General features: G+C 38.9%; 16 protein-coding genes and 2 pseudogenes. 15 read left to right on the top strand and 3 right to left on the bottom strand.

All coding sequences use genetic code 11. The features are described 5' to 3' along the window. The first annotated feature begins 117 nt into the window (after positions 1–117). The 5 genes from AZE41_RS14710 to AZE41_RS14690 all read left to right on the top strand — a co-directional run bounded on the left by AZE41_RS14710 (position 118) and on the right by AZE41_RS14690 (position 6,959). A complete protein-coding gene (locus AZE41_RS14710) occupies positions 118–1,482 on the top strand; it encodes an S-layer homology domain-containing protein (RefSeq protein ID WP_067210885.1) in 1,365 nt (454 codons plus the stop codon). 458 nt (positions 1,483–1,940) lie between these two features. Further along, complete coding sequence (locus AZE41_RS14705) at positions 1,941–3,383, top strand: S-layer homology domain-containing protein (protein WP_067210882.1); 1,443 nt, start codon at positions 1,941–1,943, stop codon at positions 3,381–3,383. 489 nt (positions 3,384–3,872) lie between these two features. Next, positions 3,873–4,250: a PH domain-containing protein gene (locus tag AZE41_RS14700; RefSeq protein WP_067210880.1), complete on the top strand. Its 378-nt coding sequence runs from the start codon at positions 3,873–3,875 to the stop codon at positions 4,248–4,250. A 363-nt stretch (positions 4,251–4,613) separates the two neighbouring features. After that, positions 4,614–5,258: a TVP38/TMEM64 family protein gene (locus tag AZE41_RS14695; protein ID WP_067210877.1), complete on the top strand. Its 645-nt coding sequence runs from the start codon at positions 4,614–4,616 to the stop codon at positions 5,256–5,258. 522 nt (positions 5,259–5,780) lie between these two features. Then, entirely contained in the window at positions 5,781–6,959 is a 1,179-nt protein-coding gene (locus AZE41_RS14690) for a MalY/PatB family protein (protein WP_067210870.1), read from the top strand. Positions 6,960–7,187: 228 nt separating this feature from the next. Here the strand turns inward: AZE41_RS14690 and AZE41_RS14685 are convergent, their stop codons facing one another. Next, entirely contained in the window at positions 7,188–7,484 is a 297-nt protein-coding gene (locus AZE41_RS14685; protein ID WP_067210868.1) for a DUF3219 family protein, read from the bottom strand. Between the two features lie 387 nt (positions 7,485–7,871). On the opposite strand from AZE41_RS14685, the gene AZE41_RS14680 reads away from it, so the two are divergent. From AZE41_RS14680 to AZE41_RS14675, 3 genes are all read left to right on the top strand, one after another. Then, on the top strand, positions 7,872–9,998 hold the full coding sequence (locus AZE41_RS14680; protein ID WP_067210865.1) for an ATP-dependent Clp protease ATP-binding subunit: 2,127 nt from the start codon (positions 7,872–7,874) through the stop codon (positions 9,996–9,998). A gap of 545 nt (positions 9,999–10,543) precedes the next feature. Further along, a complete protein-coding gene (locus tag AZE41_RS23320) occupies positions 10,544–10,687 on the top strand; it encodes a 3D domain-containing protein (RefSeq protein ID WP_340767547.1) in 144 nt (47 codons plus the stop codon). 263 nt (positions 10,688–10,950) lie between these two features. Further along, positions 10,951–12,687, top strand: a complete 1,737-nt coding sequence (locus AZE41_RS14675) for a sulfate adenylyltransferase (RefSeq protein ID WP_067210863.1) — start codon at positions 10,951–10,953, stop codon at positions 12,685–12,687. 246 nt (positions 12,688–12,933) lie between these two features. Here AZE41_RS14675 and AZE41_RS14670 read toward each other — a convergent pair whose 3' ends face one another. Beyond that, positions 12,934–14,760, bottom strand: coding sequence for an ATP-binding protein (locus tag AZE41_RS14670; protein ID WP_067210860.1), 1,827 nt, complete (start codon positions 14,758–14,760; stop codon positions 12,934–12,936). 272 nt (positions 14,761–15,032) lie between these two features. On the opposite strand from AZE41_RS14670, the pseudogene AZE41_RS22825 reads away from it, so the two are divergent. The 4 genes and pseudogenes from AZE41_RS22825 to cydC all read left to right on the top strand — a co-directional run. Next, a pseudogene (locus tag AZE41_RS22825) lies at positions 15,033–15,322 on the top strand (cytochrome ubiquinol oxidase subunit I); the annotation flags it as partial. A 41-nt stretch (positions 15,323–15,363) separates the two neighbouring features. Beyond that, positions 15,364–15,474 (top strand): annotated as a pseudogene (locus AZE41_RS23710) (cytochrome bd oxidase small subunit CydS). 177 nt (positions 15,475–15,651) lie between these two features. After that, positions 15,652–17,382 carry a thiol reductant ABC exporter subunit CydD gene (gene cydD / locus AZE41_RS14665; RefSeq protein WP_067210858.1) on the top strand — a complete coding sequence of 577 codons (1,731 nt, stop codon included), beginning with the start codon at positions 15,652–15,654 and terminating at the stop codon, positions 17,380–17,382. Further along, the gene (cydC, locus tag AZE41_RS14660) at positions 17,379–19,106 is read left to right on the top strand and encodes a thiol reductant ABC exporter subunit CydC (RefSeq protein ID WP_067210856.1); all 1,728 of its coding nucleotides are present in this window, start codon (positions 17,379–17,381) and stop codon (positions 19,104–19,106) included. The genes cydD and cydC overlap by 4 nt, the downstream gene beginning before the upstream one ends. 250 nt (positions 19,107–19,356) lie before the next feature. Here the strand turns inward: cydC and AZE41_RS14655 are convergent, their stop codons facing one another. Beyond that, positions 19,357–19,911 (bottom strand): DoxX family protein, encoded by a 555-nt coding sequence (locus AZE41_RS14655; RefSeq protein ID WP_156476062.1) that lies wholly within the window; start codon positions 19,909–19,911, stop codon positions 19,357–19,359. 1,069 nt (positions 19,912–20,980) lie between these two features. Between AZE41_RS14655 and AZE41_RS14650 the strand changes: the two genes are divergently transcribed. The 3 genes from AZE41_RS14650 to AZE41_RS22300 are packed head-to-tail and all read left to right on the top strand — an operon-like array spanning position 20,981 to position 23,231. Next, complete coding sequence (locus tag AZE41_RS14650; protein WP_067210853.1) at positions 20,981–21,349, top strand: YwqH-like family protein; 369 nt, start codon at positions 20,981–20,983, stop codon at positions 21,347–21,349. A 20-nt stretch (positions 21,350–21,369) separates the two neighbouring features. Further along, positions 21,370–21,672 carry a YwqI/YxiC family protein gene (locus AZE41_RS14645; protein ID WP_067210851.1) on the top strand — a complete coding sequence of 101 codons (303 nt, stop codon included), beginning with the start codon at positions 21,370–21,372 and terminating at the stop codon, positions 21,670–21,672. Continuing rightward, a complete protein-coding gene (locus AZE41_RS22300) occupies positions 21,672–23,231 on the top strand; it encodes a T7SS effector LXG polymorphic toxin (protein WP_082786616.1) in 1,560 nt (519 codons plus the stop codon). The genes AZE41_RS14645 and AZE41_RS22300 overlap by 1 nt, the downstream gene beginning before the upstream one ends. Positions 23,232–23,236 lie beyond the last annotated feature (5 nt).

Genomic DNA, 23,236 nt, shown 5'->3' with positions numbered 1-23,236 from the left:
TATATGGAGATACCATAGTGGTTTTCCAACCACCCAACAGTATGGATTTAAGGTGCCTGTGGAATGAATCATTTCTTTCCGCAGGCACCTTGTTAAAAAATAGGAGGTTCTATCATTTTGAAAAGTAAACTGACTGCCGTATTGACGGCTCTACTGCTCATTTTCGCTGCGACCCCATTCCAAGCACAGGCTGCCATTCAGTTTTCCGACGTGGGTAAGCATTGGGCGAAAAATGAAATCATGTATTTATCTGACCGAAATATTATCGGCGGCTATCCGGATGGCACATTCAAGCCGAATGAGCCAATCACCCGGTCGCAAGCCGCATCGATGCTCATCAAGGCATTAAAAATGCCACTGACGGAAAATACCTCCGTCGCATTCAAAGACGTATCCAAAAAATCACCGTATTATCAGATCCTGGCGACGGTGAATGAAAAAGGAATTCTCCGCGGCGACAATGGCTACATGCGTCCTGGTGAAAAAACATCTCGCGCGCAAATGGCCGCGATCCTGCGTCGCGCGTTCGACATGCCGCTCGACAAGCAAGCAACATTTATTGACGTCACACCGTCACACTGGGCCTATCAGGACATCAATGGAATCGCAAAACAGCGCGTCGCGGGCGGATCGAATGGCAAATATATGCCATCAGACTCTGTCACGCGTGCACAGTTTTCGGCATTTTTAGTCCGTGCCATGGATGATAAGATGAAACTAAGCAACTACCATTCTTATGTCAGTACAAAAGGTAAAACCGTTGAACAGGGTAGCTTTACCTATTTCACTGAGCGGGACCAAAAGTACAATTATTCTATTATCAAAGAAAATAAGGAAACCGGTAAACGCGAAGTAATTTTGAAAAGAGAGGATATACCGAAGAGCCAATGGGATTTCGGCTCGGTTATTTTCATGCATGATAATACCCGGCTCGTCCTTTATAACGATGAGCTGTATATCCCTTACTGGAGCGGCGGATTTTCCGAAGCGGATGAAGTACCATTTGCTTTCGCTGTAATGAAGATGAAGACGGATGGACAAGATTTGGTGAAAATGAAAGAGCCGAACCAGATGAGCAATATGTTTGTTTGGAATGATCGGATTTTCTACACAGGTATGGGTCGACCCTACATTGGTCCGGATGATTTTGTGGACAGTACGTTATCCCTTTATTCCACAGCGATGGATGGCAGCAGCGATAAGAGGAAGGAATTTACTTTTGATGCGCGCGTGACGTATGACTATTACGAGGAATCGAACAACCAACCAAACCTGTATCGGGAAGCGGGCGACGATTTCCTCTCCGTGCTGCATGACCACTCCACGATGTATTATTTCAATAAAAAAGGCGTCTTCAAGTACAGTTTACTGGATAAAAAAACAATCAAGTTGTCGAATATCCTTGGGAAACGGATGGAAGTGACGGATACGCAGTTGATTGTGACAGACACGAAAGGGAAGAAACATTCGTTGAAGAAATGATAAAAAGACTTCACTATTTTTAGATAACTGTGCGCGAAACTATTTAGGGAATAGAATACAATTCTATAATAATGCAAAGTAAATCAACACCTATGCGATTTTTCTTTAATTTTTGCATAATTACTTGCATGTGTAAATTACTCGTCTTTTTGTCTGACACAGGTACCTCTTTAATATTCGGAAAACCAGGTGTTATTTGTCCAGAAAAAGAAGCCGTCAACCAACCGCTTACTATATAAAGACATAAATCTGGTTTTCCATTCACTCAATTTTAGGTACCCGTGCGCAGAGCTATTCAGTAAAGACAACTCAATTCTATAATAATACAAAGTAAATCAATACCTATTCGGTTATTCTCGATTCTTTGTAAAATTACATGGGAATGTGAATTGTTTGTCTTTCTGTCTGACATGAGTACCTCTTTTACTATATTAATAAATTCCAGAGGAGTTGATAAAATGTTCATCCAAAAGGTAAAGTCGACTTTGGTGGTACTTGCAATCGCGGGCAGTTTGTTAGTCTCGCAGGCTAGTGCGGAAATTTCAAGTGATTTTTCGGATGTGTCGACTACCAAGCCTTATGCGAGTGCGGTTTATGAACTTGCAAATCGAAACATCATAAGTGGGTACGAAGATGGTACATTCAAGCCTGCCGCCTCCATCACACGCGGACAGGCAGCTGCCATTATTGCAAAGCTGGTGAAGTATGATACGAAGAATGTCAAAGACCCTGGATTCAAGGATGTTGCGTCGTCCCAGTGGAGTTATGGCGCTATTGCTGCACTTGCTAATGCAGGCGTTATTAATGGTTATGGGGATGGACGATTCGGACCAAATGATTCGATTACTCGGGCACAAATGGCTTCTATTCTTGTAAAAGCTTTCGGTTTGCCTCCCTATTACTACAGTAGTAGTGAAAATCCATTCACGGATACCCAACGTTTGGCCAGTCACCAAACGACTATTAACATTCTGTACAAAATGGGGATCACATCAGGGACCACTCCAACAACATTCAGCCCCAATGCACCGATTTCAAGAGCACAGGCTGCAGTACTCATTACAAAAGCGGAGAAAGTGAAAGCGTCAATCGTTACGCTTAAAGCAGCTGACTATGGCTGGAATTCCATCTATTCATACTCGAGCTACCATGACCAAGACAACATCATTCATACGGTTGCAAGTGATAAGTTCAACTGGGAAGAAATTCAACTTGTTCCTATGCGTGAAGGTACTACCACGCTTTCTATGACGGGAAGTACAAGGGATCCTATAACAGGTGTGGATTCGCATGACGACTATAGGAAGTATTATGTACATGTGACGAAAGAAGACGAACAATTAAAAATTACATTGGAAGAGTCAGAAGACATCCTTACGACTGAAGTTCTCTTAAGCTCATCGGGAGAACAGGTGAAAAATATTTCACTTGCCACGATGGAAGGTGAAACAATCCAACAGGAAGTTAAGTTAAAATCTTGTGATTACCATCCTCTCCACGCCGCTCCCGAGTGTTTTTCAATAGATGATCCGGGAGAATATATCGCGACAGTCCAATACGCTAGTGGAAAGAAAGCTCGCCATGCGGTTGCTGCATCCGTCTATAAGCCATCCTTTTATTTATCTGTTCATAAGCTTGAAGAAAAACCAACTTTCACAATCGATCTTGGTGGTACGGCCGATCAATTTGGGGAATATGTTATGCCAAAAGGTGGCGAAAAGATTGCCATCATTTCGAGGGATAAAAACTCCAACAGATTCCACATCACCGGTGTATCGGAAGGCAAACTGCAAATCGTTTTCCCTAACAGCAAAGCCGCTGTTGATCGATTTGACATACAAGTCCGCAAACTGGGGTCTATTATAAATGTAAATGCTTCCAAACAAAATGAAGATTACTAATATTGAACCACTGAAACCCCTTAGCCTATGTAAATTGGTTAAGGGGTTTTAGATTTTAGGTACCTAATAAGTAAAAAAATACAATTATTTCTAAATAATGCAAAATAAATCAACATCCATGGAGTTTTTCTTTACTTTGTGCATAATTACTTGAAAATGTGAAGTGTTCGTCATTGTGTCTGACACGGAGCTACCTCTTTAAAGCCAGTTGGTGTTAAAGTTGATTCAGGAAGTGATTCCAGCGATTAAGATGTATAATGCTAGAGCTGCATGGGTGGTTGCTAACAGAATATATACGAAACAGTCTTTGATGTTAGCGAAATGAAATGATGTCCGAATGCCGGGATGAATTGATTCAGATGAGTATTATAATGTGGGAGAATGGTTCAATAATTTAACGAATCTGGTCCCGAGGCAATTATATAATGTATTAGTACTGGGTACCTTTTAATAGAGGCTTAGAAAACACTATGAATTGGAGGAATAATAATGAGTATTTTTGACGGCATAATGGGGAATGTATCTGAAATTGAAGTGAGCAAAGTAGAGAAGGAAATGAAGGATTTACTAGCACTTACTGAAAAGGTAGAGCATGCATATAAACTGATTAGAGATCTGTTGATATTTACGGATAAACGTCTAATTCTTGTAGATAAACAGGGCGTCACAGGAAAGAAAGTTGAGTATCATTCCATTCCGTACAAAAGTATTGTACATTTCTCGATAGAAACTGCAGGAACGTTTGATCTGGAGGCTGAACTGAAAATCTGGCTATCGGGGAGTTCTGTACCAATTCAAAAGAAATTCAATAAATCCTTGAATGTTTATAAAGTACAAAGCGTGCTAGCAGAATATGTTTTGAAATGAACTTGATAATGTGGACCTATCCAATGTATACAATTAAGCGTTTAGTATCATTCCTTAACTTCCATCTGTCTGGCTTATTGCGGGAGGCATCCCAAAGCGCCGAGCATTGTTGAGTGGATTCTTTATGTCAACATGTAACTGTACAAATTTGTTGCAAAGGTCTGTACTTCTACATTGCATTACACAACTGGCAAATACATTTGGCGTGGCGTGGTAAATCCCTTGGAGTGGACTGGTAAATAAGATGTCACAAGTGGCCGTAATCAACGATTGCCTTTAATATTGGACTTCTATTCCAGACGGTAGATCAACACTAGGATGAATATAAAATTAAAGCATTGTTTTCGAGGAAGGGTGAGCTTATTGAACAGGTGGAAAAAAGCGACAATTATTTTTCTCGTAATTATGATCTTGTTCTTCGTTAATTTAAATACCGATTTATTTCGCAGTATTATCTCCGGAAATATAGAGTCTATCACTTCTATATTAGGAGATAATAAAGCTTTCACTTTGTTCATTACCTTCATGATTATGTTGGTTCATAATACATTTCCTGTAATACCACTTTTCCTTGTCATTTTGATAAATAATACTCTTTTTGGTTTTCAATTAGGTATCGTGTGGAGCATATTAACGAGCATTCTCTGTGCGATAATTGTATTTCTAAGTATTCGATATGTCCTTCAAGATTTTGTACTGAAAAAAGTTAATTTGTCCAATATTAGTAAAGTAGAACAGAGTGGACTATGGTATGTATTTGGGGCAAGAATATTTCCTTTTGCTCCTACAAGTATCATTAACGGTGTTTCAGGTGTTAGTACCATTCGACTTTCATATTTTATTATCGCAACAGCATTAGGAAATATTACTATATTCTTTGTTTATACTCTTATTCAGGCAGGATTGCTTTCACAAGGTTTCAATGAATATGTGACTGGAATCATTATTCTTTCAGGATTCATTGTATATTACTATTTTAAAAAAGTTACTTTGCGAAAAAAGAACTAAAAAACAATTTGATTAAACCATAAAATAGGGATTCATAGTTCAAATTTAAAATGTTAAGTCAGTAGCGAGAAATCAGACAGTGATATGTTGTCTGATTTTTTTAATCTTGTTATTTAACGATTAGATCATGTAACTAGTTAATCAGTTTGTTTCGTTGATTGACAACAAATTATCATCGATTTTGTATAAAACTACCAATCAGAGATGAAGCATCGCTATTAAGCAAACGGGCGCGTTACTCCAACAAGGAGAATAGTAGATAAAGGAATTGGCGAATTTAGTGATTCGGAAGCGTTTCGTGCGATGTTAACAGTTGCGCTTATGTTACCATTGTAGGGAACAATCCGAAATATGGTTTGGATAGACAGCTTCGGGTTCAAGTTCAACTTTTGTCCTAGGACTAGCTGCTAGTGCTGAGCTGCATAATAGACAGCTTTGAAGTGAAATCCAATTTTAAGTAGAGAAAATGTCAGACTTACTAGGGCATTTGAATTCAAATGAGTAGAAAAAGGGGCGGTTTTTATGAAATACGACTTTGACAAAGTAGTTGAGCGTTCGAACACTGCATCTGTGAAATGGGATGCAACAGAGGAATTGTTCGGTGAAAAAGAGTTGCTTCCGCTTTGGGTTGCGGATATGGATTTTAAAGTTCCAGATGAAGTAGTCAAAGCAATCCAGTCCCAAGCAGAACACGGTATTTTTGGATATACGACGAGGAAGCCAAGCTACTATGAAGCTATAATCGATTGGATGAAAGACCACCATAATTGGGTAATAGAAAAAGAGTGGATTTGTCATAGTCCAGGGGTCGTTACCGCTTTAAATTTAATTGTCCAAGCTTTTAGTGAGCCAGGTGACAAAATCATTGTTCAACCGCCCGTATATTATCCATTCATGAAAGCGATTCAAAATCATGATCGGCAGGTCGTATATAATCCACTTCTGTTCAATGAAGGTAGATTTGAGATGGACTTTGAAGATCTGATTTCAAAAATAGATTCTTCGGTTAAAATGATTCTCCTTTGTAATCCACAAAATCCTGGTGGCCGTGTTTGGACGGAATCAGAACTTAAACGGCTCGGTGACATCTGTCTGGAACGTGGAGTCCTTGTTGTATCCGATGAAATTCATCAGGATCTTGTATTCAAGCCTGGAAAACACATTCCATTTTCGGCTATTTCAGAACAGTTTGCTGACAATAGCATCATTTGTACGGCACCAAGTAAAACATTCAATCTTGCTGGTTTACAAACATCGAATATCATAATTTCCAATAAAGCGCTACGAGAGAAGTTTGTAATGGAAGGCGATAAATACGCTGTTACAATGTCGAACTCATTTGGTGCACTTGCCACAGAGGCCGCGTATAATTACGGTGGACAATGGCTGGAGGAAGTTCTTGACTATGTTGAAGGAAATTTGCACTTCATTACGAAGTATTTCAAATCCAATTTACCCGTATTAAAAGTATTACCATTAGAAGCGACTTATCTGGCTTGGATTGATTGTCGGGAATTGGGACTCACGCCCGAAGAGTTGGAAAAACTGTTCCTCTCTAAAGCAAAAGTCGCTTTAAATCAAGGGTATGTCTTTGGCCCTGGAGGCGAAGGATTTGTCCGTATGAACCTTGCTTGCTCTCGCTCAACAGTAGAGAAAGCAGCTCAACAAATGAAAGAAGCGATCATTCAATTGCGGTTATAAATCCTGACTAAAATAAATATCAGGTACCTATGCATGGAACAATTCTGGTAATCCACTATAATTACATGTTTATTAGGCATGGGCTAGGTATTTTTTTCAATATCTAGTGTCATATAAATTCTTATGTAATTGTATGAATTGTTCGTTGTTATTTGTTGCATAGGTACCGATTTTTATTTAAAGAGAACGGGAACTGATCAAATATGCTTAATCTCGTTAAACTCCATTCTACTCCTCTTCTTTATGACTCACTTCTAACAAAGTCAATTTAAACTTTCCGATTTGATCTTTTACGTACAAATTAGTAATGGAAGTAGAATAATTATGAATCGTTCCTCTAAAAAGTAAGTCTTGCTCAGGAATATTCACGTCAAAAGTTCCATTGTAAAGTAAAGTTGTAATGTCATGGTAATCATCACTTGTTACGTTAAATTCAACTGAAACTTTATATAATCCATTTACTTTTTCGTCTTCATAACTACATAAATGAATTACTTTTTCATTTAAAATAATTGTACTGGTCAAGAGAATCACTCCTATTTCAATTTCTAGGTATTGACTTGAAAAGTCAATGATACACTAGACATTATTGTTTTGTAAGCACGCATACTTTCGGTATACACAATTTAGACTTGTTGCGGTTGCCCAGCTTCATATGACACAAAGACAATACCCACGACTATGCACAATTACGCTAGTAACATCAGGAGGAACAAGAACATATAGCTCTTCAGACGATACTAATCCTAAATGTTGATACTCTGTTTGGGCATGAGGATTCATTGGGGAAATCAAAGACATTCAAGCAAGTTTCTTGAAAGTCAAAAAAGGTCAGTGTACAATAAATTCATAGATCAAATATAGTCAAAGCCAAGCGGGATAGATAAATGAAGATAAAGGGAGGAAACGAATATGCAGTGTCAACATTGTGGTAAAAACGAAGCGACGATGAGTTTAAGATTTCAAGTGAATCAGCAAGGTATGCACATCAATATGTGTCTTACGTGCTTTCAAGAAATCCAAGGTCAATTACAGGCAGGCAAGATGCCGTCATTTAGTGACAATGCGAATCACTTTTTCAAAGCAAACGGTGGCCAACAGGCAAAAACTCAAACAAAGCAAACAGAAGAAGGTCACGGCAACGGTTTGTTAGACCAACTTGGTAAAAATATATCAGACGAAGCAAGAAAAGGACTGATAGACCCGGTCATCGGACGTGATCAAGAAGTGAGACGTGTCATCGAAACGCTAAATAGAAGAAATAAAAACAACCCAGTGCTAATAGGTGAGCCTGGAGTTGGTAAAACAGCAATCGCCGAGGGGCTCGCAGTAAAAATCCTCGAAGGCGATGTACCGATGAAACTACTGAATAAAGAAGTGTACTTATTAGACGTTGCTTCACTTGTTACCAATACGGGCATTCGTGGTCAGTTTGAAGAGCGGATGAAACAACTAATTGAAGAACTTCAAGCCCGAACAGATGTAATTTTATTCATCGATGAAATTCACTTGCTCGTTGGTGCAGGTTCAACAGAAGGATCGCAAATGGATGCCGGTAATATTTTGAAGCCAGCCTTAGCACGGGGGGGCTTGCAACTCATTGGGGCAACGACATTGAAAGAATATCGTCAAATCGAAAAAGATGCTGCACTTGAACGTCGGTTCCAACCGATTATCGTCAAGGAACCATCTGCAGAAGATACGATTAAAATCTTAAACGGGTTAAAAGGACGTTACGAAAATTTCCATGAAGTACGCTATACAGATGAAGCGGTGCAAGCTTTTGTTACCTTATCACAACGCTATATTCAAGATCGTTTTTTACCGGACAAAGCGATTGACTTGATGGATGAAGTCGGGTCACGTTTAAACCTTACACATGTCACCACTAATTCAGATTTAGATTCAATTGGTATGCGTCTCGGCGAAATCATTCAAGAAAAAGAACAAGCAGCAGAAGTGGAAGACTATGAAAAAGCGGCAAATTTACGTTTTGAGGAAATTCAATTACGTAAACAATTGGAAGAAGCGAAACAGAGTGGGGAAGCGGAAAAAATAGAAGTTTCTGTTGCAGATATTGAGTTAATTGTCGAAGAGAAAACAGGAATTCCTGTGACAAAACTACAAGCAGCAGAACAAGTGAAAATGAAAGGTCTTCAGGAAAATCTCAGCAAAAAAGTCATCGGTCAAGAAGAGGCGGTCGATAAAATCGCAAAAGCAATTCGTCGTAGCCGTGCGGGACTTAAAGCCAAAAATCGTCCCATTGGCTCTTTCTTATTTGTTGGCCCAACGGGTGTTGGTAAAACAGAAATCACAAAAGTCCTGGCAGAAGAATTATTTGGTTCACGTGACACGTTAATACGCCTCGACATGAGTGAATATATGGAGAAACATGCTGTGTCTAAAATTATTGGCTCCCCTCCAGGTTATATAGGGCATGAAGAAGCTGGTCAATTAACAGAACAAGTACGCCGGAATCCGTATTCAATTTTACTCCTTGACGAAATTGAAAAAGCGCATCCAGACGTTCAAAATATGTTCCTTCAGATTATGGAGGATGGCCGCTTAACAGATTCACATGGTCGGACAGTCAGTTTCAAAGATACGGTCATTGTTATGACAAGTAATGCTGGAACAGGTGACAAAAAAGTGAGTGTCGGTTTCAATCAAACAGTACATGAGTCCGTTACAAAACTCGAAATGTTGGGCGATTATTTCAAACCTGAATTTCTCAATCGTTTCGATGCAATTGTTTCATTTAACGAATTAACAGAGGAACATCTACTGGAAATCGTGGACTTAATGCTTGTTGATTTACAAGTAACAATCGAAGAGAATAATATTGCCATCACGATTTCCCAAGAAGCAAAACAAGCATTGGTCAAATTAGGCTATGATAAACGATTCGGAGCCCGACCACTTCGCAGAGTTATTCAAGATAAAATCGAAGATCCATTAACAGATCTTATTTTAGAAGAACATGTTGAAAAAGTCCGTGTCGATGTCGTGGAGGAAGAAATTGTCGTCAACAAAGTGTAACTTTATTCCTGACATAGGTACCCCTTTGATATATATAAACTGTCAACCAAACGGATTTGGTTGACAGTTTTTTTATTTTCAAAAAATACTGGCGAGTTAGGCTTGAGGACCTTCATTTTCACAGCCCTCTTATCGGTGATACTGTTGCATGCCTGTCGCGATTCTACATTGTTCAAGTGAAGCAACTATATGGTTGCCTGTTAAACGAACCGTATGCATGCACGCTTTTTCTCAAACAACCAAATTTCACTTCATTAGCTCAAGAAGTGACCTTAGCCCGAACCCGTTACGGGAATTCGAATAGAACCACCAATATCTGTGCCTAGCGTAGCACTCGCCATATCCGACACCATCTCAAATCTTGTCCGTACCCAATGGACTTTTTAATGCTTCAAGTTCCTCTTTTGAAGTACTGATATACAATAGTTCCAATTGCTTTTAATATTCCAGTTCCCTTCTTTTTATGACAATTAAATCAATGAGGTGAATAGTGTCACGCGATTGCTACCTCCTGCACGCAATTCTCTAACTGCATCGGTATTGACTTGCGTTCAAATCCTGACAAAAAGGTCATTGCGGGAGATACTGGTAGTCCTATTAAAGGTGAGAGAATTGATGTCTTCATGGAAAATGAACAAGACGCACTAAATTGGGGACGTAAAACGGTTACAATTAAAATTCTGGATTGATAAACTTGGAATAACTAGTAGTTAGAAGTTTGACTGAAATAGTAAAAAAAAGAATGCAACTCAGCTTGTGCGTAACAAGGCTGAGTTTTTTTGCGTAGAGTTATTCTAGCAAGTGATTTAAATCTGTAAAATAGTAGTATCTTTAGTAAATGACTACAAATTTCAGAGTATTTGATTTATTTTGAGTGTGCGGTTATAGTGGTGTTAGTGTTCTGAATTTTTAAATATATATAGACAAACAATTTAAAGGGGGAGGAAATGAGATGGTAAATGTTGTAGCGGAAAATAAGTATTTGAACTATCCACAACAGCCTCATGGTGGCAAATTAGTGGATAAGGTTGTGACGGGAACAGAGCGGGAAGAGGAGCTGGTCAGGGCCAAGCAGTTACCAACGATTATGGTAGACATGGAGGCTTCCATAACGCTTGAAATGATTGCCACAGGGGTGTTATCTCCCAATGAAGGCTTTATGAACGAAGCTGATTATAATTCTGTTCTTTCGAAAGGGCGATTAACAAGTGGCGTAATATGGCCGGCGCCGCTAAGCTTTGCTCCAATAGGTAATAGGAACAAGGAAATCGTCAAGTCCTTAAAAGTTGGAGATGAGATCACACTTGCCGATGAAAACAATGAACCTGTCGCTATTATGAAAATAGAAGATGTTTTTCAGTATGATAAGGAACGACGTGCATCTGCCCTTTTTGGTACAACCGATCGTAATCATCCAGGGGTAGATGCAATTTATAGAAGAATGGGGGATGTCTCTTTAGGTGGACCTATTCGGTTATTACGGCGAATGGATTGGGGACCATTTGAGAAACTTCGACTGGAACCAAAAGATACGTGGCGTATATTTTATGAGGAGAAGAAGTTTCGTACTGCGGCAGGTTTTATAACAGGGGCCAATCCCTTGCATAGAGGTCATGAGTATATTCATAAGAACGCTTTAGAAGAATTGGATGGCTTACTTCTTCAACCTTTAGTTGAGATGGCCAAACGTGAGTATACACGTCATGAATACCGTATGTTGTCTTATCGAAGCGTTTTAGATACGTATTATCCAAAAGGTCGCTCCATTCTTGCACCTTTGCGAGTGACGTATATTTTTGCAGGGCCGCGTGAGACTGTTTTACATGCCTTAATTATGAAGAATTCTGGATGTACGCATGCGCTCATCGGGCGAGATCACGCGGGAATTGGTGATTATTATGATAAGTACGCGAGTCATAGTATATTTGACGAGTTTAAACCGGAAGAGTTAGGGATCGAGGTTCGGCTGTATCATGAAGTCTTTTACTGCACACGTTGTGATAGTCCTGCTACAGGGCAGTCCTGTCCACATGATGAACAGTATCGGATCAATATTTCTGGTACGGGTATACGAGAAATGCTTCGTCATGGGATTATGCCACCGAAGGAAATTGTACGTCCTGAATCAGCTCGTATTGCGATGCAGGGGGTTCAGCCAAAAGGGCTTGATGAGTTTGAAAGATCCATTTCACCGGTTGGCAAAACACTTAATAGCATATTCCCTTTCTATTTAACAAGAACAAGGCTCGGTGGACGAAAACGCAATACACCTTTGACAGTGGAGCAACTCACTAACCTTGATTTGGAAGCGGCGAACTTGGATGTCCGCACCAATGCAGACCAAATTTATCGGGACATTTTTGATGAGTTTAGTTGCGTCGGTGATGTCAATCGCGGTTTGCAACCGGAGTGGATTGCAGATGCCCGGGAGTCAATGCGCGTTCAACAAGAAATGGTCATTCAGGACTTGGAGGAGAAAGTGTCGCTAGCTCCAACTACCGCTTCCGATGAATTCTTGTATCAGGATAAGGAAGAATCCCAACGTGAACTTGATGTCGCTAAAAAGATTCTTGCGGACATTCCGAGAGTGCTGAGTGAAGATTATTTACAAGAAAGAACTTGGAATGTTCTACCTTATAATCGCTATCGTGGCAGCGATGAACCAAAAGAAGAGGATATGGAAAAGTAAATTGTACTTCTATAAAATATGAAAATATGAAATTATAAAGCGTATCAAAACGTATAGTGCGGTTTTCTTAGTTTTTCCGTATAATTAATCGAATATGTGGATTATTCGTCTTTGTGTCTGAGACCACTCGTGTTGTGCATCATCTTGCTAATGTACAACACGTTTGGTCTGACACAAGTACCTCTTTTTAAAGGAATGAAAGTCTGTCAGTCTTGTTAAATCTATAGTCAACCGTATTAATTATTTTCAATTCGCAGGGGCACTTAACGGAAGAGTGATTTCTACAGTCGTCCCATAACCCTCTTTACTCTTGAATTGAATAGATCCATGATGGTTTTCAATAATTTTATAACTAACCATAAGGCCAAGACCCGTTCCTTTTTCCTTAAGTGAATAGAATGGTTCTCCAAGCTTATTGAGACGTTCTGTTGGTATTCCGATACCAGTATCAGTAAGTGTAATTTTGACGACTTGTCCTTCTTCGACCACTGTCCCTATTGTTATTTCTCCGCCGTTTGGCATTGCATCTATCGAATTTCTTATTAAATTAATGAGCACTTGTTGAATTTGCTTCGGTTCACAATGAATGAATTGATCTTTATCATTAAGATTCATATTGAATGAAATATTATGAAGTATTGCCTCTTTTTCCATCAATGAAATGGTTCGGTTTATTTCATTATAAATGGAGGTAGTTGTAAAACCTGTTCCGTTACTCGGTTTTGCAAGTTGAAGAAATTCTTCTATAATCATTTCAATTTTAATAAGCTCTTCTGTCATAATCGGACCAAACGTATCTTCCGGCCCCATTGGAAATAATTGAATGAATCCTTTTATAGTTGTTAATGGATTTCTAACTTGATGAGCAAAGCTGGCAGATAATTGTCCAACTATGTTAAGCATGTCCCACTTTCTAAGAAGCTCCTCTTGCATTTTTAGTTTAGAAATATCCTGAGTAATTGAAACATATCTTACAACTTCTCCCGCCCCATCAATAACAGGGGTAATCTTTGTTCGAATCCAGCAAACTTTTTCATCCTTATTTAGCACGCGATACTCAATTTCGGTCCTTTCTTTAGATAACTCCTCAAAAAAACGAAACAATTCAATTTTATCATCTGGATGACATGTTGAAACAAACAATGTAGGATCTTTCATTAAGTCTAAAACGGAGATACCGACAAGTTGTTCTATTCCAGGGCTTACGTAAAGGTACATCCCCTTTTTAACATCATACTGGCAAACTCCGAATTCCAAATTTCTCGTAATATCTTTAATTAATACTTCCTGTTGCAAAATATTTGCCAACTGCTTTTCAACAAACGATTTCATTTCTAGCGTTTCCTCAAGCTTTCTCGAAAGCGCAAAAACGCCTTGAACCATTCCAACGCTGTCATAATAAGGAAATAAAACGATGTTAACAGGAAGCATTAGTCCATTTTTCGTTATTCGTACTGTGTTCAAACGAACAACTTTTTCGCCCTTAATGAGTCGTTCCTTAATTTCTATAAGTTCGTACATAAGAAAATCAGGAACCATTGAGGCTTTCTTCTCTTCTAGCTCTTCACGTGTCCATCCAAAGAGTTCAATATAAGCGTCATTAACACCAATAACAGTCCCGTCAAAACCAGTATTGATGGCAGCTTTATCTGTAATGTCAAATACCGTGAGTTCTTTATCAATTAACGAGCGTTCAACAGATGTATAGGCGAACGTATCTACAATCGGTATGGCATGTATAAGCACTTCATTCTGATTAATCCACCTGCATACATTTACATAAAACGGCATGCCATCCCTTTTACTAGTAGTGAACCTGAAAGTAAACGGAATCAAATTTCCATCACAGCATTCAAGAATTCGCTCAATGAATAACAACCGATCATCCTCATGAACAAATTCATACATAGATGTACCAATTATAGAAGGGATTTTTTCCACCGAAAGAGTACAGAAATCTTTATTCGCATTTAGAATTGCTCCACTTTTAGTCAAACTGAAAATAATTTTTTCAACATATGCATTTCCGGTATTCAGCCCCATATCTTCATGCAATACATAAGAATTCGGCATCTATATCCCTCCCTTTTCGTAGTGAATTATATTCTAACTGTTATTTTAACATTTTTTTCTGTAGGTGTCATAATTATCAGAGAATAGTAGCTGGATTTTAAGTGTTTTTTTTTACAACTAAAGAATGCCCAATCGCGGTCACATGATCGTCGTTTCTGTCACAAGATATCCACCTACTAACAGTCAATTACAGTTAAAATGGGTCTACGACTTGAAAATAGTATTAATGTACCTTGGTTGTATAATTTACTCAAAGCGGAGCTTGGGAAAAGATGTTGTATAGAAGGTGGAAATTAATATTTCTTACCTATTCATTTTATATTATTTACGCAACGATATGGGTTGGTGTTCCACTCATGATAGCCCATTGAGTGGTAATTAAGAAAAATAACGAACATTATATTCTAATAGCCGAACGCTGGGCGCCTGGGTTTCGGTCGGTGTTGTAACTGGAACCATGAATGGACTGCGGCTTTCATTACTTTGGTCAAATTTTATGAAACTGGCAGGGAGGACTGGAGCACTACCCCTGTTTTTGGAAGTATTTTCTTCCTTCTTTGATAAAGAGTATGTAATAGAAAACAGGGAAAAGGAGTAAGATGAATGCTACATGACATTCTAATCTTTGTAGCTCCATGTACCATAATCTTCACAGTATAAGTATGTGCATTTTGGACTTCACCAAAAGATGGATTTGTTTCAAAAGAAAAATAAATTGAAACTTTTAGTAGCGGTGGATTTTTGCGTCTTCCACTGATATAAGTAGCTTTCTGGCGGTAATTCCAAACAAATATCCTTAAGTTATATAACGAGGAAGTAGCGTTCTTACTGCCAATGTATATACTTTGGATACTTCGCTAAATTAGCTCGTTTTTCGGGAGGTGTAGAGAGATGGTAGGACTTAAGGAATTAGCATTAGAACAGAAAAGAAAGCTGGTTCTCTTGGTCATTTTTGCTGTCACAACAGGTGTGGCAATTATTGGACAGGGTTATTTATTAGTTGCAATTGTGGATCGTATCTTTATAAAAGATGCATCATTCTCTGATGTTGTACCGCTGTTGATAGGATTGTTCTTCGCGTTTTTTGCAAGAACAATCCTTCAGTATCTTAGTGGGAGAACTGGAGTGAAAATGGCTTCACAGGTTAAAGGGAATCTTCGGAAAAACCTTTTGAATAAGTTTTCTGGAAATACGTTGCAATCATCACTTCAAGGACAGTCTGGCAAAAAAGTAAGTGTAATGATGGATACTGTGGATGAAGTTGACAGTTATTTTAGCGGTTATATCCCACAAGTAATTCAAGCTACTATCATTCCACTCATCATTCTAGTGGTTATCTTGACACAACATATATCCACAGGAGTGATTATTATAATCACTGCACCCTTTATTCCGGTTTTCATGATAATTATTGGTATCAAAACAAAAGACAAAACCGAAGACCAATTGGATAAAATGGCTGCTTTTTCAGGAGGGTTCCTCGATACGTTACAGGGATTGACAACTCTTAAATTACTTGGTCGTTCCAAAGAACAAAAAGAAACGATACGAAAAAGCAGTCTTGATTTTCGTGATGCGACGATGGAAGTACTTAAAATTGCTTTCCAAAATTCCTTAGTATTAGAATTCATATCGATGCTAAGTATGGGGATCATAGCCCTAGAACTTGCCCTTAGTTTAATTGTGTTTCAGAATATCACGTTTTTTACCGCGTTTTTCATGTTGGTATTGGCTCCAGAGTTTTTCATGAAATTAAAAGACTTAGGTAGTGCTTTTCATACGGGTAGGGGAAGTATGGGGGCGGCTAAAAAGCTAGCAGATGAACTAAGTGACACAGAGAAACCTGTTTTATGGGGAGTAGAAAGCTTGGAAAGAGAAGTACCACTAGCAATTGAACTGCGTGGTGCGGGATTTACTTATGGAGAAGATGCATTTACATTAAAAAACATTCAACTAGAAATTGTTCCAAATGAACAAGTAGCGATTGTCGGTAAAACTGGCGCGGGGAAATCAACCCTATTAAATGTAATTGCCGGACTTGTTTCGGTCTCAGAGGGAGAAATGCTTATCAATGGGAAACCAAGGTCAAACTTTCAAGAGAAAGATTGGTTTGATCGATTAAGTTATATTTCACAAAACCCTTATTTATTTTCAGGAACAATTGCGGAAAATATTGCGATTGGCGGACGTATGGATGCTACTCGAGGAGAGATCGTACAAGCTGCTGAAAAGGCTGGAATTTCCGAGTTGGTCGATTCACTTAAACATGGCTATGATACAGCTATTGGTGAAGGAGGAAGAGACCTTTCAGGTGGAGAAAAACAACGAATAGCTATTGCGAGAGCATTCTTAAAAAGTCCATCTGTTATTCTGTTTGATGAGCCGACAACTGGACTCGATCTTCGGACGGAGAAAATCTTGCAAGCATCTATTAAGGAACTGTCTAAAGCTTCAGCGGTCATTACAGTTGCTCATAGGCTTCATACGATTAAAAATGCCGACAAGATTATTTTCTTGGACAACGGAGAACTCTTAGCAACTGGCACACATGAGGAACTGCTGGAATCGGTGGAAGTGTATCGTGATATGGTGTCTGTTCAACAAGGAGGGATTGCAAAATGAAGGACTTAGGATTTGTTACCAAGATATTATTCGTAGAAAAAAAGGATATTTTATATTCTATTATCTGCGGATTTATATCTGGGATAACAGCTGTTAGTTTATTTGCATCCAGTGGGTATTTGATCTCCAAGGCGGCTTTAACACCTTCAATTTATACCTTAATGATTATCGTTGCATCGGTTAAAATTTTAGGGATTATATCAGCATTAAGTCGTTACGGAGAACGTTATTTTTCTCACCGAGGGACATTTACGATGTTAAGTAATATGCGTGTTTCCTTTTACGAGCAGTTAGAACCATTAGCACCAACGATATTCCGGAAATATCGAAGCGGAGATCTTCTTGCAAGAGTAGTGGGCGATGTGGAGGCATTACAAAATTTCTTTTTGCGCGTTTTTTACCCACCGGTTGTTTTACTATTAGTATTTTTATGTACAATCTTTTTTACAGCACTGTTTTCAATAGAAGTAGCATTGGTCGTATTCGTCGGTCTGATAGTAACTACCTTTGTTGTTCCATCAATTTTTGCTTTAACGCAGCGAAAAGTGGATCGACTGGTGAGACAGAGACGCGGAGAATTGTCTACCAAAGTGACAGAATTTATTTATGGCTTTCGTGATTTAAAAATACACCAACAACTAGAAGAAAAAGAAGGCGAACTGCATCAATCTGTACATGCCTACTTAGATGAACAAGAACGTGAAAGTATTCATAATTTGTTCAGCCAGGCTGCTAACAAGTTTCTATCGCTTCTCATATCATTGCTTGTTCTAGGTGTTGGCGCTTATTTAGTGGCAGATGGTCAACTGGATGGGATTTACCTTGCGATGTTTGTCATGGTTTCATTGACAGTTTTTGAAAATACAACTTCTATGGCAGCTTTCCCAAGCTATTTAGAAGAGAGTCGGCAAGCTGCGTCAAGACTTACCGCAGTCGTTGGTAAAGATTTTGTACAAGAGAAACCACAAGAAAGTTTTGAAAAACGTACTATACAGGGCGTTCCTTCAATTGAAATGAAGGATGTAACTTTTGCTTTTCCAGATGAAACACGTAATACGTTAACAAATGTAACGACAGCGTTTCCAGCGGGTTCAAAAACAGCTATAGTCGGTCCGAGTGGTTCTGGGAAATCGACGTTGTTGCAGTTGTTATTAAAATTTTATAGTGTAAACCAAGGTCAGATTCGTTTTAACAATGATTCGATTGATCAGTTAACACAGGAGTGTATTTGGGAGAATACAAATGTGGTATTACAAGAAAATCATTTTTTCTATGGCACCATTCGAGATAACTTACTGCTTGCTAATGATGAATTAAGTGAAACAGAAATGGAAGACATGTTGGGAATGGTGAAGCTTGGGCACTTTTCCTTAGATGATAAAGTATTAGAAAAAGGGGAGAATCTTTCAGGCGGAGAAAAACAGCGTCTCGCTATTTCCCGAGCTCTGCTCAGAAATTCGCCTCTATGGCTATTAGATGAGCCAACGTCATCCATTGATGCATTGACCGAGGCACATATTATGGGCTATTTATTTGAAAGAGCAAAAGTGGATACTGTTATTGTCGTTAGCCATCGCTTAACAGGATTAGAAGAGATGGATCAAATCATTGTGATGGACGATGGAACCATTGTTGAGTCTGGAACATTGGAAGAATTGATGGATAAAAAAGGGTACTTCTATGAAATGAAACAAATTGAACAGAGCGTGTTTCTTATAAACTAAAACTTGGCGTAATGGAATCTCCATAGTGTTTGGTACCAGTGTACGGAACTACTCTTATACAATGCAATTGTATAAGAGTACAAAACTGATCAATATCTATGTGGTTTTTTATTCTTTTTTTATTACTACTCGACTATGTGAATTTTTCGTCCTTGTGTCTGGCGCAGGCAGTTCTTTTTAGGAAACAAGTAGGGCAGTTAAAAAAATATCCCAAGTAAAAGAACTTGGGATATCATCCAATTTATACAATTCATTTGTTTGACGACCATGGTGTTCCTAAGCGAGGCAACACCCAACGATCTAGCCCATACCAACCAGCAACTTTCCAGGCCATAATTAAGAATACTGCAATTATAAACATAACGGGATTTGTACTCACGGTACCTGCCAATAAGAAGGACATATTCATAAGTGCACCAAAGAAAGCCGCAATTCCTGTTAAGAGTCCAAAGATTAAGCCAAGTCCAATTAACACTTCACCCCAAGCGACCATATACGAAAATGGTGTTGCGTTTGGAATCACGATGCTCTCTAGGAACCAAGCATACCACCCTGCGACGTCCCCCGATTCAGATTTGGCAAGGGCACCACCCATAAATCCTTCAATTGCAACACCAGCATTAGCACCTGTCCATACGTCAGAAGTAACTTTTCCAATGCCGGCCATCAGCCAAGAGTAACCAAGGTATAATCTTAAAACTAACCATATCCATGCAGATATCGTGTTAGAAAATAACCATCTTGAAAGCGGATTTTCTTCGATAATAACATTCTTTCCAAACTGAGAATTCTGCAATTTAACCATGTCATCACCTCATAATTTTATGTCGTTATTCATTGTTACTATGCATAAATGATGGGATAAAAGTATTAAGTACTATTTTTAGTATAGCACGTGTGACAAGTTTATCCAGTTTAGTTGTCAGATACGCTATTATGTTAAATAGATAGTTGGCAAATAAAAAATAGATTGTTCGAACTTTCATATTTAATTGACACACAACATTATAGGTGTTTTGAATCAAATGACCCAAAAATATCCTGACTGTCTATATTGAAATTGAGTGCAACTAAACAATTTTCGCCAAAGAATCTCTTAATCTGGAGATCCTTTGGCTTTTCTTATTTTAGAAATGTTCGCCCAGAATAGTAGTTTCGCCTTTTTTTTCGATCCACATTTGGATTTGGTCTGTCAATCAGTCATTTTTACTATTGTGCAAAGTAGTAATGTACTCAGTTACTCATTCTGAAGTTACCAGTGCTTCCACAGGCGTCCCTGAGATTTCCTTTTCTTTTCGCTTTAGAGATTTCTGCATATTGACACTGGTTTCTTTTTAACGTTTTTGCTTGGGCATGATACAACGTCCAATCCCTATTAATTACCACTTGTAGCTAGCATTTTTTTGAATACGCATGAAAACGGATCTTAAGTCACGGAATTAGAATAGATACCTTGAAGTACCTATTATATAAGTCATGATTTCATAGACTTATACGGTATAAGTAGGTGTGATTAAGAACCAAATAATCTGGAGGGACAATATATAGAGGGATAATAGTCTTGTGGAAAATTTATGTCATATTAGATGTCTTTGACAAAGGGGAGATTAGAATGCTATTTATAGTATCAATGGATAAATACCATATCATTCTTTATTAACAATATAATGGAGAATTGACATGAGTTAATTATGGATAGTTATTACTAGGTTGATAATAGATTTAATGATGTTCCATAATGCGCTACAAGGCAAGATTAGTAGAAAAATTTTTACAACCTTATATTAGAATTAATCAGTGTCTTTGATGCGAGTAACCGATAAGTCATTGGGGGGTAAATGTGAGGTGAATAAAAAAGGTAGGGGGAATGAGGATTGCTTGGCTATTACTATGCATTATTGAGTAAGAAGGAAGGGGAGGTTGCACGTCTGAATGCGTGTCAATCCTCACTAAGCGAAAAACAGCAGCAATTCACTATGAATGAACATAAATGTTTGGAACCAGAACTTTCGCCCACGACTTGGCATGGTAGACATGCTACTGATTTTCAAGCTATTCGTGAAGGGGGAATTCACACAGCTTTTTTGGAGATTGCAGGTGCCCAGTTCGCAAACGTATATAGTGCAATTGCAGCAAAAATTGCTTCACTTCAAGCAGAAATTGCCTCCATTCAACAGACTATCGAGCGTCTATTGGCCGAGGAAGCGGCAAGGGAAAAAGAAGAAGTGAAAACTTCCAACTAACAACGGGGGAGATAACTATCATGTCGACCGAAGTGAAGATAGACTATGGAGAAGTTGAAAACCAATTAAGGGAAATGAATAGCAAAACGGAGTCACTCATTCCAAGAGCTGAACTACCGATTACGGGAAATACGATGGATGTCGTGACTAAACAGACGAAGTTGTCGATTCAACTGGAACAGCTTTTGATGAACTATCAAACTGTATTAATGGAGAATAGTAAAACAACGACTAGCTCCGTTGAATTCATGCGTGAATCAGACGAAAAAATAGCGACTGTCGTGCATAGTACATTATCCGGACCGAAGCAGGCGATGTTATAATGAAAGTAGTAGATGTCAGCCCGTTCCACGATGGCTTGCGGCGGAATAATACCATGCTGAATCGTTTGGAAAATGAAATGAATGCAATCGAGACCGCAGTCGAAGGACTCGTTGCGATGGAAGACTCATTGAAAGGGCAAGGTGGTGATGCAATCCGTGCATTTTATGCGGAGTGCCACCAGCCGTTCTTACAGTTTTTCATGACATTCAAAAGCATTTACGTAAATGTCCTCACCCAAATGGATTCTGCACTTGATGCATTGGAGCCGGATGCGAACGGGTTCATCCGTGAAACATTCCTTGAAGGAGAAGTTGAAGCCGGACTTACAGAAATTTCACAACTGACAAGCAGTCTCACCGACGAAGCGAACGACATTATGAATCAGGTCGCCGATATCGTTGCCCTTCCACATTTGAATGATAGTGATGTGCAGGAAGGGGTTCGGGATGCACGGAGGAAACGGGATCATACGATTGCCGATTTGTATGAATTTGATGCGAACCAGACGAGGGCTTTAATAACGATAGAGAATGACCTGAAGACGATGGAAACATGGCTTTCTGATATTGAAGGATTGTTCACTGACGGTGTGACGGCCATCGACTTTCCGATGGATAAATGGGCAGCATTATCATCGAAAAATACTCTTCAGACAGATTTAGCACAACGAACTGCCGGGATGGACGGCGTAAATGGGGGACAAGGATCCGGTGATGAACCTGGCAATCTAGTAGGGGCAAATACTTCTGAAGATGAGCAGATGAAAGCACTCTATGCCGCAATGGAAAAAGAACAACATGTGGGTAATCCTGTGAATGACTACGCAATCGATCCGAATACGGGCGAATACATCATGATGAACCAAGGACTCGTTCGTGTTTCAAAGGATTACGGACCCAAAGAACTGAGCCTCATTGATAAAGCCGGGTTGGGAGTAGCTAACTTCTTAATCCTGGATGACTTAAAAACAATCACGGATCCCGATAGTTCCTACATGGCCAAGGGATTGTCCATGGCCTCGATTACCCCTTTTGGGCCAGCGATAAAAGCGGGTAACGCGGGTATTAGACTTGTTAGAAAATCTTCAATTGTGAAGTGGATAAGTCCTAAGAAAGTTGAAAATGTTACTGGTAAGGGTAAGGGTACGGGTAAAGGTGCATCGAGTAATAATGGAGAAACTATTGATACTATCGATGCTGACAAAGATGTTAACATCGATAACTTCGACTTCGGTAAATTCTTGAAAAAACACAAAGATGATCCACCAGAAGAAATGAAGAATCACCACGCACATCACATTCTATTTAAGAGAGGTAATGGAAAAGCTCAACAAGAGCTTGTTAAGGAAGGACAAGAAATATTAAGAGAATATGATATAGACCCAATTTACGGCCTTGAAAATTTGACTTGGGCACCAAATATAAAAGGTCAACATGATATTACGGCACTTCGAAATGTTGTAGATAAGATTAAAGAAGTGGAAAATAGTGGCGGTGACCGGGATGATATCGTTCAAATACTTGAACGATTAGGTCGTATAGCCGCTCAAAGGAGATAGTGGGA

Origin of the sequence: Sporosarcina psychrophila, from assembly GCF_001590685.1 — a bacterium.
Classification (GTDB): Bacteria; Bacillota; Bacilli; order Bacillales_A; family Planococcaceae; genus Sporosarcina; species Sporosarcina psychrophila.
This window is presented reverse-complemented; position numbering and strand designations above follow the sequence as displayed.